This window comes from Chromohalobacter marismortui, assembly GCF_004364315.1.
Classification (GTDB): Bacteria; Pseudomonadota; Gammaproteobacteria; order Pseudomonadales; family Halomonadaceae; genus Chromohalobacter; species Chromohalobacter marismortui.
This window is the reverse complement of sequence record NZ_SOBR01000004.1, coordinates 452,955-467,849: the sequence shown is the minus strand read 5'-3', so window position 1 is coordinate 467,849 and position 14,895 is coordinate 452,955. Positions and strand designations below refer to the sequence as shown.

Below are 14,895 nucleotides of genomic sequence, written 5' to 3'. Positions count from 1 at the left end.
ATGTGTGGGCTCAGCCCACGGCGTGAAGCGGTTCAGTGGCCGGCGGCCAGTCCTCACGAGTGCCGAGCTCATCGAGCCCTGCGTCTTCGTAGAGCGCCTGCAGGCGAGTGTCGGTCAGGCCCGCGATAGGCCCGTCGTAGTAGAGACGTCCCTTCTTGAGCGCGATGGCGCGTTGACAATACCGGCGCGCCACATCGACCTGATGCAGGGTGATGACCACGGTGCGGCCGTCTTCGCGATTGATGCGCTGGAGGATCTCCATCACTTCCCGGGCACTGCGCGGATCGAGGGAGGCGATCGGTTCGTCGGCGAGGATCACTTCGGCGTCCTGGACGAGCGCGCGGGCAATGGCCACCCGCTGCATCTGTCCTCCGGAGAGTGTGTTCGCGCGCTGCTCGGCGAGTTCTTCGATACCCACTCGTGCCATCGCATGCAGCGCCGCTTCATGTTCCTGACGAGTGAACCGCCCGGCCAGCGAGCGCCAGCGCGGCATGCCCCCCAAGTGCCCGATCAACACGTTGGTCATCACGCTCAACCGACTGACGAGATTGAATTGCTGGAAAATATAGCCGGCGCGACAGCGCTGTTCGCGGCTGGCGCCGAGCAGACGCCCGCCGTGCTGCACGTCACGATCCAGCACCCGAACATGGCTGTGCGAGTGGCGGTCGGCGCGGGTCAGCCCGATGAGATGACGCAGCAGGGTCGACTTGCCCGATCCCGAGGGCCCGATCAGGGTGACCATTTCGCCGCTGGCGATCTCGAAACCGACCTCGCGCAACGCGGCATGGGTACCGAAGGATTTATCGAGCCGTTCGACGCTGATGATGGCGGTCATACGATTCGTCCCGGAAGGTGTTTGGAACTCGAAAGTCTGAACACAGTCTGGCGACGTCCTATGACGACTATTTATCTAGACAATTAAGAAATGGTGACGAATACGGGGGAGGGAAGCGCAACAAAAAAAGCGCCATAGGCGCTTTATGAAAGGAATCAATGGGTTGGCGGAGGACGTCATCTTGCTGACACGAATTCGTCGTTGCAGCGTCACATCCGCCGGGTGGAAATGCCGAGCGTCTGTCGGGCGTCAGGCGTTTTCCGTGGCACTCAGAAAACCGCCTTGCTTCAGAACGTCCTCGTATCCCTCGCGAAAGGTGGGATACTGAAAGCGGTAGCCGCTGTCACGCAGCCGCGTGTTGTCGCAGCGCTTGCTGGCCCGGCGCCGTAACGGCGACTGAATGGTCTCGGTGAGCTCGACCTTGAGCTTGCCGGCCATCCAGGTCATGACTTCGTGCAACGGTGTCGGCTCGCAGTCACTGGCCAGATAGAGCGACTCCAGCGGCTGGTTGTCCAGCGCCAGGGCGATCAAATGCGCCAGCACGCCTACGCAATCGTCGCGATGGATACGGTTGGAATACATCGGCGGATTCGCCGCCGCGACGCGCCCTTCCTTGACCTGGCGGATCAACCGATCGCGCCCCGGGCCGTAGATCCCGGAAAAACGTACCACGGTGCCGGGCAGCGGATGGTCGAGCAGCGCTTGTTCGGCCTCGCGCATCAACAGCCCCGAGAATCCGGTGGGCTCGGTCTCGGAGGTTTCATCGACCACTTCGCCGGCTTGCTGGGCATAGACGCCGGTCGATGAGACGAAAAACACGCGCTTGGGTGGCGTGGCGCGCGTCTCGAGTTCGCCGAGCACCGCCTTGAGCCCCTTGGGATAGGCATCGGCATAGGCGTTTTCGTCGAAGCGCGCAGCGCTTAGTATATAGACGATGGTCTCCGCGTCTGGCAGGCGTGACAACACCGCCGGATCGGTGACGTCCAGTGCCAGGGCCTCGATGCCGGTCTCCGCGAGCGGCGCGATATTGCGACGCACGCCGACTACCCGCTGACCGACGTCGATGAGCCGTTTGCCTAGCTGGATACCAATGTCGCCACAACCAATAATCAGAGTCGTATTCTTCACCTTTCCCTAGCCCCTTGGTAAAAAGTCCCTGAGTAAAATTACTTGGTAGAAAGATCCTTGCATCGAATATCGTGTTGAACCATTGAACCGCTCAGGAGGCCCGAAAAGGCCCAGCCCATGACCCTAACAGAACTTCGTTATATCGTAACCTTGGCCCAAGAGCACCACTTCGGACGCGCTGCCGAGCGCTGCCATGTGTCTCAGCCGACACTCTCGGTGGCCGTCAAGAAACTGGAAGACGAACTGGGCATCGCTCTGTTCGAGCGCTCCAAATCCACCGTACAGGTCACACCCCTGGGCGAAAAGATCGTGGCTCAGGCGCATCGTGTCCTCGAACAGGCCGGCCTCATCAAGGAAATGGCCACCGCGGGCAAGGATCAGTTGGCGAGTCCGCTGCGCATCGGGGCGATCTATACCATCGGTCCGTACCTGTTTCCACACTTGATTCCCGAGCTGTCGCGTCATGCGCCACAGATGCCACTGTACATCGAAGAGGGCTTCACGGGGGATTTACGTCGCAAGCTACGCAGCGGCGAGTTGGATGCCGTGATCGTGGCACTGCCATTCAACGAGCCGGATGTGCTGACCAAGGCGATCTACGAAGAGCCGTTCGAAGTGCTGTTACCCAGCGGGCATCCTTGGACGCGTAAGACCGCCATTGCCAAGGAGGACCTGTTGCACGAAAAGTTGCTGCTACTGGGCGAGGGCCACTGCTTCCGCGATCAGATTCTCGAGGCGTGCCCCGCCATCAACAACCAGCTCAACAATCCTGGCAATACACTGATCGCCGAAGGCGGCTCATTGGAGACCATCCGCCACATGGTGGCGTCGAGGTTGGGCATCACGGTACTGCCCAAGTCGGCCATCGGGACCGGCCATTACGAAGCGGGACTGCTCGAAAGCCGGCCCTTCGCCAATAGCGTGCCCAGCCGCACGGTGGCCATCGCCTGGCGCGCCAGCTTCCCCCGGCCCAAGGCCATCGATGCTCTGACCGAGGCCATCGACACGTTCCAACAGCAGCGTATTCAAGCGGCATGAGCGATGACATAAAGGCGCTGGATGCACCGGTCAGCGACCTGACCGGCGTGGGAGACGCGTTGGCCGCCAAACTCGCCCGCTTGGGCATTGTCAGTATCGCCGACATGCTTTTCCACCTGCCACTGCGCTATCAGGACCGTACCCGCATCACGCCGATCGGGACCCTGCGCGCCGGCACCGAGGCCGTGATCGAGGGGGAAATCGCCGCGGCCGATGTGGTCAAGGGACGTCGGCGCAGCCTATTGGTGCGCCTCAAGGACGGCTCAGGCATCCTCAGCCTGCGCTTCTTCCATTTCTCCCCCGCGCAGCAGCAGCAATTCACGCGCGGCCTGCGCGTGCGCGCCTTCGGCGAGGCGCGCGCAGGCGCAACGGGACTGGAAATCTACCATCCCGAATACCGCCTGCTGCGCCAGGAAGACGCCCCGGTCGAGGAGCATCTGACGCCGATCTACCCCGCCACCGAGGGGCTGACCCAGCCACGCCTGCGCGGCCTGATCCAGCAAGCGCTCAAGCGGCTCGAGACGATGTCCGAGGCCCTGCCGGACTGGATTCCCGATACGCTACGTCAGCGTTTTCGGCTACCGGGACTGCTCGAATCGCTGCGCTACCTGCACGAACCGCCACCCGATGCACCGGTGGCACAACTCGCCGAAGGCCAGCATCCGGCCCAGCGACGCTTGGCGCTGGAGGAACTGCTCGCCCATCAACTCAGCCTGCGCCAGGTAAGACTGCGCATTCAGACCGATAACGCGCCCGCATTGGGCGGCGGTCGTAGCCTGCAGGCCCGCTTTTTGACCCAGTTACCGTTCTCGCTGACCGGCGCGCAACGGCGGGTGCTCGACGAAATCGGCCACGACCTGAAACGTGACGTTCCCATGTTGCGCCTGGTGCAAGGCGACGTCGGCTCCGGCAAGACCGTGGTCGCCGCCATGGCCGCCCTGGCCGCCATCGCCGGTGGCTGCCAGGCAGCGATCATGGCGCCCACCGAGATTCTTGCCGAGCAGCACTATCGCAATTTCCGCGCTTGGTTCGCGCCACTGGGCATCGAAGTCGGCTGGCTCGCCGGCAAGCTCAAGGGCAAGGCGCGCCTGGACACCAAGGCCGCCATCGCCGATGGGCGCGTCCAGGTCGCGGTGGGGACGCATGCCCTTTTCCAGGACGATGTGACGTTCCATCGACTGGGACTGGCGGTGATCGACGAGCAGCACCGCTTCGGGGTTCACCAGCGCCTGGCACTGCGCCAGAAGGGCGAGGCCGGCGGCCTCACCCCGCATCAGTTGATCATGACCGCCACGCCGATTCCGCGCACACTGGCAATGAGCGCCTACGCCGATCTCGACCTGTCGATGATCGACGAGTTGCCGCCCGGGCGCACGCCGGTGCAAACGGTGGCGGTACCCGACGAACGTCGTCCCGAAGTGGTCGAGCGCATCCGGCGCGCCTGCGCCGAGGGCCATCAGGCCTATTGGGTGTGCACGCTGATCGAGGAATCGGAGGCGCTCACCTGTCAGGCCGCCGAGGCCACCCATGCGCATCTGACCGAGGCGCTGCCCGATCTGGCGGTCGGTCTGGTGCACGGCCGCATGAAGGCGACGGAAAAGGCCGAGGTGATGGACGCCTTCAAGGCGGGCGAGCTGGACCTGCTGGTCGCCACTACGGTGATCGAAGTAGGAGTCGACGTGCCCAACGCCAGTTTGATGATCATCGAGAACCCCGAGCGGCTGGGGCTCTCCCAACTGCATCAACTACGCGGCCGGGTGGGGCGCGGCGCGACCGAAAGTTTCTGTGTGCTGCTGTATCATCCACCGTTGTCGCACCACTCGCGCGAGCGGCTCGGGGTGATGCGCGATACCAGCGATGGTTTCCGCATCGCCGAGAAGGATCTCGAGCTACGCGGCCCCGGCGAGGTGCTCGGTACTCGCCAGACGGGCCTGGCACAGATGAAGATCGCCGACCTGGAGCGCGACCGTGACCTCCTCGACACCGTAAGTCCCTTGGCGCGCGCGTTGCTCGACGAGGCACCGGAGGCCGCCACGCCATTGATTCGTCGCTGGCTGGGCGAAGACGCCGGGGATTACGGGCATGTCTGACGGGCGCGATGCGCCCTCGCCCTATCCTTCACGATGACGATGCATCGTCGTCGGCCTGCGCCACCTGGCGCTCCCACTTGCCGGCCTTGGCCAGTGCCATGATGACCTCGCGAGCGATCGCACGTTGACTCGGCGGCAGACTCGCGAAGGCTTCCAGGGTGTCGCGTTCGCGGTAACTCAAGCCTTCCCACAAATGATCGCGCTCATGGACACGATGCTGCACGTGAGTGCCGAAGCGCAGCGCTTCCGGCGGCACTTTCAGCCACTCGGCGAGCACCACGAGCTTGTCCTGGGTGGGCAACGTCTCGCCTCGCAGCCAGCGGCGTACACCGTGCAGGGTCACCGGGCGTCCTGGGTTGCGTAGATTGAACTCGCGCTCCAGCACGGCGGGCTTGGGCGCATAGCCGGCTTGTTGCATGGCGTCACGCAGGCGTTGGGCGAATTGTGTCTTGGCATCTTTCATGCCTGCACAGTAAGACGTCTCGCCCCTCTACGACGTAACCAGTTCGCTATGTTTTTGAAGATAACACCACACTATCGGTTACGTTTCATGGTAGCGATTATGCCGCGATAGCAACGACTTACCCGCAGCGCCCTCATTCGCGCGAAGCCTGGGTCGACAAGCGGGTCGCCGCCTCGCTCACCGCGACGAGCTGGCGACAGATCAAGGCCAGTTGCGTCTGCAGCAAGCGACGCTCATCACACGTTTCCTCGGCGGCCGATGCCTCCAGCAGGCCTGCCTGTCGCGTCAGGGTATCTTCGCCTGGCGCGATCGTCTCGCCCGCGGCGAGCTGGCGCGCCACCCGCTCGAGCGTCTCGGCCACGTCATCGGCCAGCGCCGTGACCGCTTCATTGTCGTCGCCTGCGGCGCCGGCTGCCCCGCGGTGGGCTCCCAACGCCGAGAGATAGCTCAGCAAGGTGTGCGAATGCACCAGAAAACGCAGCCCGACATCGGCATCCTTGCGAAAGTGGCCCGGCTCCAGCAGGACATTGCCCAGCGTCGTGGAAAGCGCCGCATCGGCGTTATGGGCATTGCGCCGTGCCAACCGATAGGCCAGGTCATCGCGTTTGCCACGCGCGTATTGATCGAGTATTGCGCGCAGATAAGCCGCGCTGGCCTCGAGCGTCGCCGCCGCTTGGCGGTGCAGGCCGCGCCCCTGCCAATCGGGCAGGATCAAGAGTACGGCGAGTCCCGCGATCGCGGCGCCCAGCAAGGTATCGAACAGACGCGGCCAGATCAGCCCGAACCCGTCACCGACTTGGTTGAAGCAACACAGCACCATCAACGTGATGGCCGCCGTCGCCAGCGTGTAATGATGTGCACGGGTGGCGAAGAAGGCGACGCCGGCCGCCACCGCGATCAGCGCTTGAATGGGTTCGGTGGGAAACAGCGTGATCAGCGCCCAGCCGGCGACCAGACCCAGCACCGTGCCCTGAATTCGCTGACGCAGGAAACGCCGCGTGGCCCCGAAATTGGGCCGACACACGAAGACACTCGTGAGCAGGATCCAGTACCCCTGGGTGGGATGAATCCAGTGCAGCACGCCATAGCCCACCACCAGCGTCACGCTCAAGCGAAGCGCATGCCGGAACACCGGTGACGTCAGGCTGACATGCGCCTGGAGGCGTTCGGCGACGTCGCGTAGCCCACGGGGCGAGCGGTCGAACAGGCTGCTGTCCTCGTGATCGGCACGTGCATCGGGGTTGTCGGCACTCGCCAGCTTGTCCTCCAGGGTCGCCAGATTGTCGCCCAATGCCGCCAGCGAGCGCAGCAGATCGCGCCATTCGTCACGCCCTTGAGCATGCAGGTTGTTCAGGGATGCGTTGAAATCTTCCAGCGCCTGGGCGCTGGGCCCATGGTCGAAGGGACGATCGAGCAGCAAGGCACGACTCAATGCCTTGCAGGCACGCCCTTGCTGATCGAGCAGACGCTGGGCACGAAACAGGATGTCGTGATGGAAGAAGGCCTCGGCCAGTGCGCCATACGGATAATGCGAGGAACTCGCTCGCTCGTGGATGTCCTGCGCGATGAAGTAGAGCCGCAGGTAACGATTGAGCTTGCGCCCGCCGCGCTGGCCCTCGAGACGCCGGAAGATCATCTCCTTGCTCTGGTTGAGCGCCGCCACCACGCGGCCATTCTGCTGGGCCAGCGCCAGACGCTGCTGCTCGATATCCAGCCCCCTCAGCGGCTCGAAAAGCATCGACTTGAGGCGCAGGTACACGCCCAGCTCGCGAAAGACGTGCGCCAGACTCAACTTGAGCGGATGGCGCGAGAACAAGGCACTCCACACCACCGAGATCGCCCCATACCAGGCCGCGCCCGAGACCAGCAACATCGGCTCGCGCCATAGCGCGCCCAATGCCACGCCACCGTGTTGCTCGAGGCTGATCATGGTGTAGATGGCAAGGATCAAGGTCGCGGTGGCAATGGTCGCATAACGCTGTCCCACCGCCCCGAGCATGGTCATGCCGAAGCTCGATACCCCGAGCCCCACCGCGAAGATCACCGGATGTGCAAAGGTCAATTCCACCGACAGCGCAGCGACGGCGAAACACACCAATGTCACCAGCAATGCTTGAAGACGTCCCTGCCAGGTGTCGTCGGTCTCCGCCAGGGCACTGGCGATGATGCCGAGAAACAGGGGAATCAGCTTGCCCATGTCGTCGAGATACCAGCACAGCGCCATGACGCCGGCCAGCGCGATGAAAACGCGCAAGCTGTAGGCGAAGGACTCCAGAGTCCAGAGGCGTCTCAGGGGTTGGGTCAACGACGTGGGTAGCATATCTCTCGGTCGGGCGGTGACAGGCCAGGAAGTCGCGCCAAGCACGACACTACGACGTTAGTATAACGAATCCGACCGAATCAGGGCGATGTCCGCCGTGCCGTGGAGACTATCGCAGATGCTTGAGCAGCCCTTGCAAGCGCTCCAGATCGCGTGAGTCGCCGACCAGCCGCAGGCGACCACTGCGCAGGCCATCGAAGAATGCACGCGCAGAAGGGTGCTTGAGAAACGCCTCGCCGGCGCGGGCATCGCGAAAGCGCAATTCCAGATCAAGATCGATGGGCAAGCCCGGTGCGTCCTCGATGGCATCGGGGCGCATGCGGTAATGCCGCGCAAGGCTGAGATCCTCGGTGGCAACGCCCCAATCGAAACGCCTCATGTCCGATAGAATCTGCTGAAAACGCGGATTGCGGCGTCGAGCACGCTTGAGCATGACACCCAACAGCCACAGCATCAGACGCAGTTTCATGCGCGCCTCACCACACGGAAGAAGAGGGGAAAGGAGAAATCGCACGGAGCGTCGGTGGATGACGGATGACCCGAGCGCTCCGTGCCTTCACTCACTTAACGGCGTCCTTGAGCGCCTTACCGGGCTTGAAGGCCACGGTCTTGCTCGCCGGAATGGTCAACGGCTGGCCCGTCTGCGGATTCTTGCCGGTACGTGCAGCACGCTCGCGTACGGTGAAGGCACCGAACCCGATCAACGAAACATCCTGGCCCTTGGAGACGGTATCCGTGATCTCATCGAGAATGACATTAAGGACCTGACTGGCCTTGTCCTTGGAAAGATCGGCACGCTCGGCGATCGCCGCGGCGAGTTCTGGCTTGCGCATAAAGCCCTCCTGGTTTGGCAACGAATGCGACACCTTGTTGATGCCACTTGTTGTTTTTCAATGAGCGAAAAGGACGCCACGCCTTTGGCGTAACGCTTACCCTACCCGACATAGTGCGTCCAACCGGCCTCTACCGGCATGACGACCTAAGCTAGGGTAGCAACGGCGGGGCGACCCGCGCCAGCTCGACTTTCCGACGTACACAAGCGCCTGTCAATGCAAAGCCCAGCAAATGCCCGTTTTCATCCTCGGCGAGCGCGCTGAGGTCGTCGCCCTTGCCTTCGATCCGCCAGCGCGTCGGTGACTGGCGCGGCGGCAAGGCCACCACCGGGCATGACGGGGTCTTGACCAGCACGGGCCAGGCCCCATAAGCGACCGCCGTCGGCGTCCCGGTCAGCGTCGCCGCCAACGCCTTGGCACTGGCCTGAAGCGGTTGCACGTACATGGCATTGAGCCCTGCCACGCAGGCACAGTCGCCCAATGCATGAATGCCGGGTCGAGACGTCGCCAAGTAACGGTCGGTCTGGATGCCGGCATCGGAGAGCGTGAGGCCGGCGGTGTCGGCCAGTGCGGTGCGCGGCGAGAGCCCCGTGGCGATCAGCACCAGGTCGGCGGACAACGCCTCGCCATCATCGAGCGTCAACGTGACCGCCGCATCGTCACGGTGCAGCTGCTCGAGACTCCGTCCCAGGCGTAAATCGGCGCCCGTATCGCCCAGCGCCTTGCCCAGAACCTGACCCAACGGCGGCGGCAACAGGCGCGCCAAGGGCGTTGGCTCAGGGGCGACGAGCGCCACGCGATGCCCGCCGGCCAGCAGGTCGTCGGCGAACTCGCAACCCACCAGCCCGGCCCCCACGATCGCCACGCGCGCGGCACTGCCATGGCGCGACAGGGCGGCATGGAAACGCCGGTAGTCGTCGAGATCGTTGATGGTGAAGACGCGATCGCACACCTCGTCCGCCACCGTGAAGGGCGCGCTGGGGGCGGCCCCGGTGGCCAGCACCAGCTCGCTGTAAGGAAGACGCTCTGCACCGATGGCGAGTGTCCGCGCGTGGGAATCGATGGCATCGACCCGGGTATGCGTGCGCACCACGGCCTGTAGCGCATCGGCCACATCGAGGGGGGAGCGCATGGCCAAACGCTCGGGCGGCGTTCCCTTGGCGAAGCCCGTGGACAAAAGCGGTTTCGAATAATCGTCGCCACTATCGGCGGTGATCAGGGTGATGGCGCGTCGGGTATCGCGGGCACGTATCTGCCGGGCCAAGCCCAGGCCGGCCATGCCACTGCCGACGATGATCAAGGGATCGCTCATTGACGCCTCGTGCTACACATGACGAATGGATGACGACGCGTCGACGGCCACCGAGCGCGGCCGAATGTCGAAAAAGCGCGTCGCATCGACATGTTACACTAATGCACTTTTAGCCTGACTGATCTCATGCCGTACGATCGTTTCAGTGGCGGCCCGCATTGGCGACCGGCCGCCGCCCAGCGCCCGTTGATGAGCACCGCCTGGTGGCGTTGGGTAGCCTCGCGCGATTCGCTGACCGCGCGCCTGCGCGCCGCCAGCACACAGCCCTTCAGGGTACGGCTGCTCGCGCAGGGCATCAGCGGCGCCCGACACGATGAAGCCCAAGCGCTGGGACTCGACCCTCGAGCCCGTCTCTGGCGACGCGAGGTCCTGCTGATGCTGGGCGAAACACCCTGGGTCGCGGCCCGTTCGGTGGCCCCGCTGACATCGCTTCACGGCGCGCGACTGCAGTCGCTGGGCACGGGCTCGCTGGGGAACTGGCTGTTTCGTCACCCCCATCTCGAGCGCGGCCCTATCGAGATCATTCGCTCGCCGGCGCCCGTGCTCGTCACGGCATCCGGCCATACCGCGCCCTGGGGACGGCGCTCGCTCCTGCGCCTGGGGCGAACGTCGATCCTCGTCCAGGAATTCTTTCTCGACACCATGGGCGCTGACCTCGCGCTACCATCGCGCTAAGCTGATCGCTCACGTTGTTACAGGCACGTCTTCACAGGAGAGCCCGATGTCCGCCGACCCATCCGACGCTGCGCGCCCTACCGGCCTGGCCCGTGTACCGGATTTCCTGCGCCTGACGCGTCTGGATCGCCCCATCGGCACCTGGCTGCTGATGTGGCCGACGCTGTGGGCCCTGTGGCTGGCGGCCGAAGGCATCCCCGAACGCAGCACGCTGCTGATCTTCGTCATCGGCGTGTACGTGATGCGTGCCGCCGGTTGCGTGGTCAACGACTACGCCGATCGGCATTTCGATGGCCACGTCAAGCGCACGCGTGACCGCCCATTGGCGACCGGGCGCATCTCCGAGAAAGAGGCCAAGGCCACCTTCGCGGTACTGGTGGTGATTGCCTTTGGCCTGGTCTGCCTGACCAACCTGCCCACCGTGCTGTTGTCCTTCGCGGCGCTGGCGCTGGCAGCTACCTATCCGTTCATGAAGCGCTATACGCACTTTCCCCAGGTGGTGCTGGGCGCGGCTTTCTCGTGGGGGATTCCCATGGCGTTCATGACCGTTCAGCGCCAGGTACCGCTCGAGGCATGGCTGCTGCTTGCCGCCAATGTGGCCTGGACAGTGGCCTACGACACCGAATACGCCATCGTCGACCGCGATGACGATCTCAAGGTGGGCATCAAATCCACGGCAGTGCTGTTCGGCCGCGCCGACCGGCTGATGATCGGGCTGTTGCAGGGCGTGACCATCGTGCTTCTGGCGTGGGTCGGCCTGCGCCTGGCACTGGGGGGCTTCTTCTGGCTGGGGCTGGCTGCGATGGCGGCGATCTTCGTCTACCAGCACGCGTTGATTCGTTATCGCGAGCGGGATCCTTGCTTCCGCGCATTTCTCAACAATCACTGGGCCGGACTGGTGATCTTCGCGGGCATCGCCTTGTCGCTATGGCCTATGCTATAGGCCGGGTGTCACGAAATCGTCACATTAGCGCGTTGTAATCGTCATGCTGATGTCATTCATGAGTGATTCGCGCCATCGCGATCCGCAAGAGGCCTACGCCCATGACCGCCAAGACCGTGCTCATCGTCGATGACGAAGCGTCCATCCGCGAAATGATCGCGGTGGCGCTGGAAATGGCCGACTACCGCGTGCTGGAAGCCGACAACGCCCAGGCGGCACACGCCATGGTGGTCGACGACCAGCCCGACCTGTTGCTGCTGGACTGGATGATGCCCGGTACCAGTGGCATCGAACTGGCGCGGCGTCTCAAACGCGATACCGCCACCGCCGAGTTGCCGATCATCCTGCTCACCGCCAAGAGCGAGGAAGACAACAAGATCCAGGGGCTGGAAGCCGGCGCCGATGACTACATCACCAAGCCGTTTTCACCGCGAGAGTTGGTGGCACGCCTCAAGGCCGTGCTGCGGCGTGCCACGCCCACCGGGGTCGAAGAGACGGTGGAAATCGACGGCTTGCGTCTCGACCCCGTCAGCCACCGGGTCAGCGCCAACGGCGAGGCGCTGGACGTGGGTCCCACCGAGTATCGGCTCCTGCAGTTCTTCATGACGCATCAGGAGCGCGCCTATACACGCAGTCAGTTGCTCGACCAGGTCTGGGGTGGCAATGTCTATGTCGAGGAGCGCACCGTCGACGTGCATATTCGCCGCCTGCGCAAGGCGCTCGGCGATGACCACCAACACCTCATCCAGACGGTACGCGGCACCGGTTATCGCTTCTCCACCAAAGAGTAGCGCACGTGTATTATTGGACCAATGAACTGTGGCGTCTGGCGTATCTCGTCATCGGCCTCGGTGTCCTCGGATGGCTTTTGGGTGTACCCGGCTGGGGGCTGGCCGCCGGTCTGGGCCTCTATGTCTATCTGCATCTGCGCCATTTGCGCGCGCTCTATGTCTGGCTGACCCAGCATCCGCATGATACGCCACCGGTCGGCGCCGGCGTCTGGGGCGACCTGTTCGATCGCCTCTACAAGTATCAGAAGACCCAGCGTCAATCGCAGTCCCACCTGCGCGACATCATCCGCCGCGTGCAGGATTCCTGCGAAGCGATGCGCGACGCCGTCGTCATGCTCGACCGGCATGGCGACCTGGAATGGTGGAACAGCGCCGCGACTCAACTGCTCGGCTTTGAAGCCCCTCATGATCGCGGCCAGCACATCACCAACTTCCTGCGCGACCCGCGCTTCGTGGCCTATTTCAACGCCCGCGATTACCGCGAACCGCTGACCCTGGCCTCGCCGATACGCGATGACATCACGTTGCAGTACCAGGTCACGCTGTTCGGCGACAACGAGCGCCTGGTCATGGCCCGCGACATCTCGCGGCTGCATCGCCTGGAAGAAATGCGGCGCGACTTCGTCGCCAACGTGTCCCACGAGCTACGTACGCCGCTCACCGTATTGACCGGTTACCTCGAAACCTATCTCGATCAGGCCGACCAACTTCCGTCGCGCTGGCAGCGCGGTCTCGGTCAGATGCAGGACCAGACCCAGCGCATGCAGAACCTCGTCGAGGACCTGCTGCTGCTGTCGAAGCTGGAAACCGATCAGACCCGCGACGACCCGGCCCCGCTGGACATGGCCTCGTTGCTGGGAAACATTCGCGACGATGCCGCCCACCTCTGCGCGGGCAGTCACGAAATCACCTTGGACATCCACACCGACCACAGTCTGCTGGGTGACGAAGGCGAGATACGCAGTGCCATTTCCAATCTGGTCTTCAACGCCGTGCGATACACGCCGTCGGGCAGCACCGTCACGCTGCGCTGGAAGGCCTGGAAGGAGGGTGCCGCGGTCGAGGTCGAGGATGACGGCGACGGGATCGACCCCGTGCACCTGCCACGCCTCACCGAGCGTTTCTACCGCGTCGACAAGGGCCGCAGCGCCGCCAACGGCGGCACCGGCCTGGGCCTGGCGATCGTCAAGCACGTTCTGCTACGCCACGACGCGCATCTCGACATCGACAGCCACCCTGGCCAGGGCGCGCTCTTTCGTTGCGTGTTTCCCGCCACGCGCGTGCGCGTCGCCCCCGAAGAAGAACGACGTGCCGTGGGCGGCGACTAGCCCTCAGCGTGGCATCCCTCTGAGAAGGATCTCCTAAACTGATGGCTCAGCTAGATAGAAAAAAGAGTGCCCACGCGCATGTGGGCACTCGTCATGTCGACCGGGCCAGGATGGACGATCGGCCACATCTGGCACCATCCATCGTACTGGCGCTGCTACTCATGCCGCCTGCACGTCGATACGCCGAGTGCGATGGCTATCCTTCTTGGGCAGCGTCAGCGTCAAGACGCCATTGTCGATAGTGGCCGTAATGGCATCGCCATCTATCTCGTGGCTGAGATTGAAACGCCGTGCGAACCGTTGTCCGCGGACTTCGGCATGCAATGCGCTCAGCCCTTCCGGCATGTTCAAGGCTATGTCGCCTTCCAGGCTCAGCACGTTGTTGTCGATTTCCACTGTAAGCGACTCGTGCGTCACACCGGGCATATCCGCTACCAGCTTGAGGACGTCGGACTCCTCGACGATATCCACCGCCGGTAGCAGCGTGTCCTGTGGACGCTTTTCCTGATCATGCTGTTGACGCGGAGAGTGAGAGGATGAACGAACGACGTTATTCATGATGCATACCTCCTTGATCCAAGATGACCGATGTCCTTCAAGCCGCCTTGACTTCGATACGTCGCGGCTTGAGTTCCTCTCGCTTGGGCAACACGATCTCGAACACGCCATGGGCATGGCGCGCCTCGGCACGCTCGGCGTCAAGGCCATCCGGCAATGCGACCGCACGCACGAACTCGCCACTGGCGCGCTCGCGACGGAAGACCGGACGCGCACTGCCATCTTCGTTACTGGCTATCGAAGCATCGCGCCGACCACGCAAGGTCAGGACGTTGTCCTGAACATCGATGGTCAACGCCGACGGCGACAGCCCTGCGGCAAATACGTAGACCCGCACCGCGTCGTCGCTTCGCGCCACATTGATCATCGGGAAACTCCCGCGTGGCACCGCGCGAAGGTCCATCGCGTCGCCGTCATGCAAGAAGCCATCCAGCAGTTGACGGAACCAGTCCAATTGCTGGGGTGATCCCGTCTCGAAACGCTTGATATCGTCGAACATGGCAAACACCTCCTACATAAGACAGACTCCCGAGAGAGAGACCGCCACGTCGAAGATGCAGTACCTCTCTCAGTGGCGAATA

General features: G+C 63.5%; 15 protein-coding genes. 6 read left to right on the top strand and 9 right to left on the bottom strand.

Annotated features, from left to right (window positions below; all coding sequences use genetic code 11):
- Nucleotides 1-10: 10 nt before the first annotated feature.
- Together phnC and C8E00_RS11485 are read right to left on the bottom strand one after the other, a co-directional pair.
- The gene (gene phnC, locus C8E00_RS11490) at nucleotides 11-835 is read right to left on the bottom strand and encodes a phosphonate ABC transporter ATP-binding protein (RefSeq protein WP_133697631.1); all 825 of its coding nucleotides are present in this window, start codon (nucleotides 833-835) and stop codon (nucleotides 11-13) included.
- Nucleotides 836-1,084: 249 nt separating this feature from the next.
- Nucleotides 1,085-1,963: an SDR family oxidoreductase gene (locus C8E00_RS11485; protein WP_133697630.1), complete on the bottom strand. Its 879-nt coding sequence runs from the start codon at nucleotides 1,961-1,963 to the stop codon at nucleotides 1,085-1,087.
- A 117-nt stretch (nucleotides 1,964-2,080) separates the two neighbouring features.
- Here C8E00_RS11485 and C8E00_RS11480 point away from each other — a divergent pair, with 117 nt between their 5' ends.
- Nucleotides 2,081-3,001, top strand: a complete 921-nt coding sequence (locus C8E00_RS11480; protein WP_133697629.1) for a hydrogen peroxide-inducible genes activator — start codon at nucleotides 2,081-2,083, stop codon at nucleotides 2,999-3,001.
- A complete protein-coding gene (gene recG, locus C8E00_RS11475; protein ID WP_133697628.1) occupies nucleotides 2,998-5,091 on the top strand; it encodes an ATP-dependent DNA helicase RecG in 2,094 nt (697 codons plus the stop codon). Before C8E00_RS11480 ends, recG begins: the two co-directional genes overlap by 4 nt.
- Nucleotides 5,092-5,119: 28 nt before the next feature.
- On the opposite strand, the gene C8E00_RS11470 is transcribed toward recG, so the two are convergent.
- From C8E00_RS11470 to C8E00_RS11450, 5 genes are all read right to left on the bottom strand, one after another.
- The gene (locus tag C8E00_RS11470) at nucleotides 5,120-5,554 is read right to left on the bottom strand and encodes an XRE family transcriptional regulator (RefSeq protein WP_133697627.1); all 435 of its coding nucleotides are present in this window, start codon (nucleotides 5,552-5,554) and stop codon (nucleotides 5,120-5,122) included.
- A gap of 133 nt (nucleotides 5,555-5,687) precedes the next feature.
- Nucleotides 5,688-7,874: a YccS family putative transporter gene (gene yccS / locus C8E00_RS11465; protein WP_133697626.1), complete on the bottom strand. Its 2,187-nt coding sequence runs from the start codon at nucleotides 7,872-7,874 to the stop codon at nucleotides 5,688-5,690.
- Nucleotides 7,875-7,983: 109 nt separating this feature from the next.
- The gene (locus tag C8E00_RS11460; protein WP_133697625.1) at nucleotides 7,984-8,343 is read right to left on the bottom strand and encodes a hypothetical protein; all 360 of its coding nucleotides are present in this window, start codon (nucleotides 8,341-8,343) and stop codon (nucleotides 7,984-7,986) included.
- Nucleotides 8,344-8,434: 91 nt separating this feature from the next.
- Nucleotides 8,435-8,728, bottom strand: coding sequence for an HU family DNA-binding protein (locus C8E00_RS11455; RefSeq protein WP_481752912.1), 294 nt, complete (start codon nucleotides 8,726-8,728; stop codon nucleotides 8,435-8,437).
- A gap of 130 nt (nucleotides 8,729-8,858) precedes the next feature.
- Nucleotides 8,859-10,019, bottom strand: coding sequence for an FAD-dependent oxidoreductase (locus tag C8E00_RS11450; RefSeq protein WP_133697623.1), 1,161 nt, complete (start codon nucleotides 10,017-10,019; stop codon nucleotides 8,859-8,861).
- A 126-nt stretch (nucleotides 10,020-10,145) separates the two neighbouring features.
- On the opposite strand from C8E00_RS11450, the gene C8E00_RS11445 reads away from it, so the two are divergent.
- The 4 genes from C8E00_RS11445 (at nucleotide 10,146) to phoR (ending at nucleotide 13,756) form a co-directional block, all read left to right on the top strand.
- Nucleotides 10,146-10,694: a chorismate--pyruvate lyase family protein gene (locus C8E00_RS11445; protein ID WP_133697622.1), complete on the top strand. Its 549-nt coding sequence runs from the start codon at nucleotides 10,146-10,148 to the stop codon at nucleotides 10,692-10,694.
- A gap of 46 nt (nucleotides 10,695-10,740) precedes the next feature.
- Complete coding sequence (gene ubiA, locus C8E00_RS11440) at nucleotides 10,741-11,637, top strand: 4-hydroxybenzoate octaprenyltransferase (protein WP_133697621.1); 897 nt, start codon at nucleotides 10,741-10,743, stop codon at nucleotides 11,635-11,637.
- A gap of 101 nt (nucleotides 11,638-11,738) precedes the next feature.
- The gene (gene phoB / locus C8E00_RS11435) at nucleotides 11,739-12,428 is read left to right on the top strand and encodes a phosphate regulon transcriptional regulator PhoB (protein ID WP_133697620.1); all 690 of its coding nucleotides are present in this window, start codon (nucleotides 11,739-11,741) and stop codon (nucleotides 12,426-12,428) included.
- Between the two features lie 5 nt (nucleotides 12,429-12,433).
- On the top strand, nucleotides 12,434-13,756 hold the full coding sequence (gene phoR / locus C8E00_RS11430) for a phosphate regulon sensor histidine kinase PhoR (RefSeq protein ID WP_133697619.1): 1,323 nt from the start codon (nucleotides 12,434-12,436) through the stop codon (nucleotides 13,754-13,756).
- Nucleotides 13,757-13,915: 159 nt separating this feature from the next.
- Here phoR and C8E00_RS11425 read toward each other — a convergent pair whose 3' ends face one another.
- A complete protein-coding gene (locus tag C8E00_RS11425) occupies nucleotides 13,916-14,314 on the bottom strand; it encodes an Hsp20/alpha crystallin family protein (RefSeq protein WP_133697618.1) in 399 nt (132 codons plus the stop codon).
- Nucleotides 14,315-14,351: 37 nt separating this feature from the next.
- Complete coding sequence (locus C8E00_RS11420) at nucleotides 14,352-14,813, bottom strand: Hsp20/alpha crystallin family protein (RefSeq protein WP_133697617.1); 462 nt, start codon at nucleotides 14,811-14,813, stop codon at nucleotides 14,352-14,354.
- Nucleotides 14,814-14,895 lie beyond the last annotated feature (82 nt).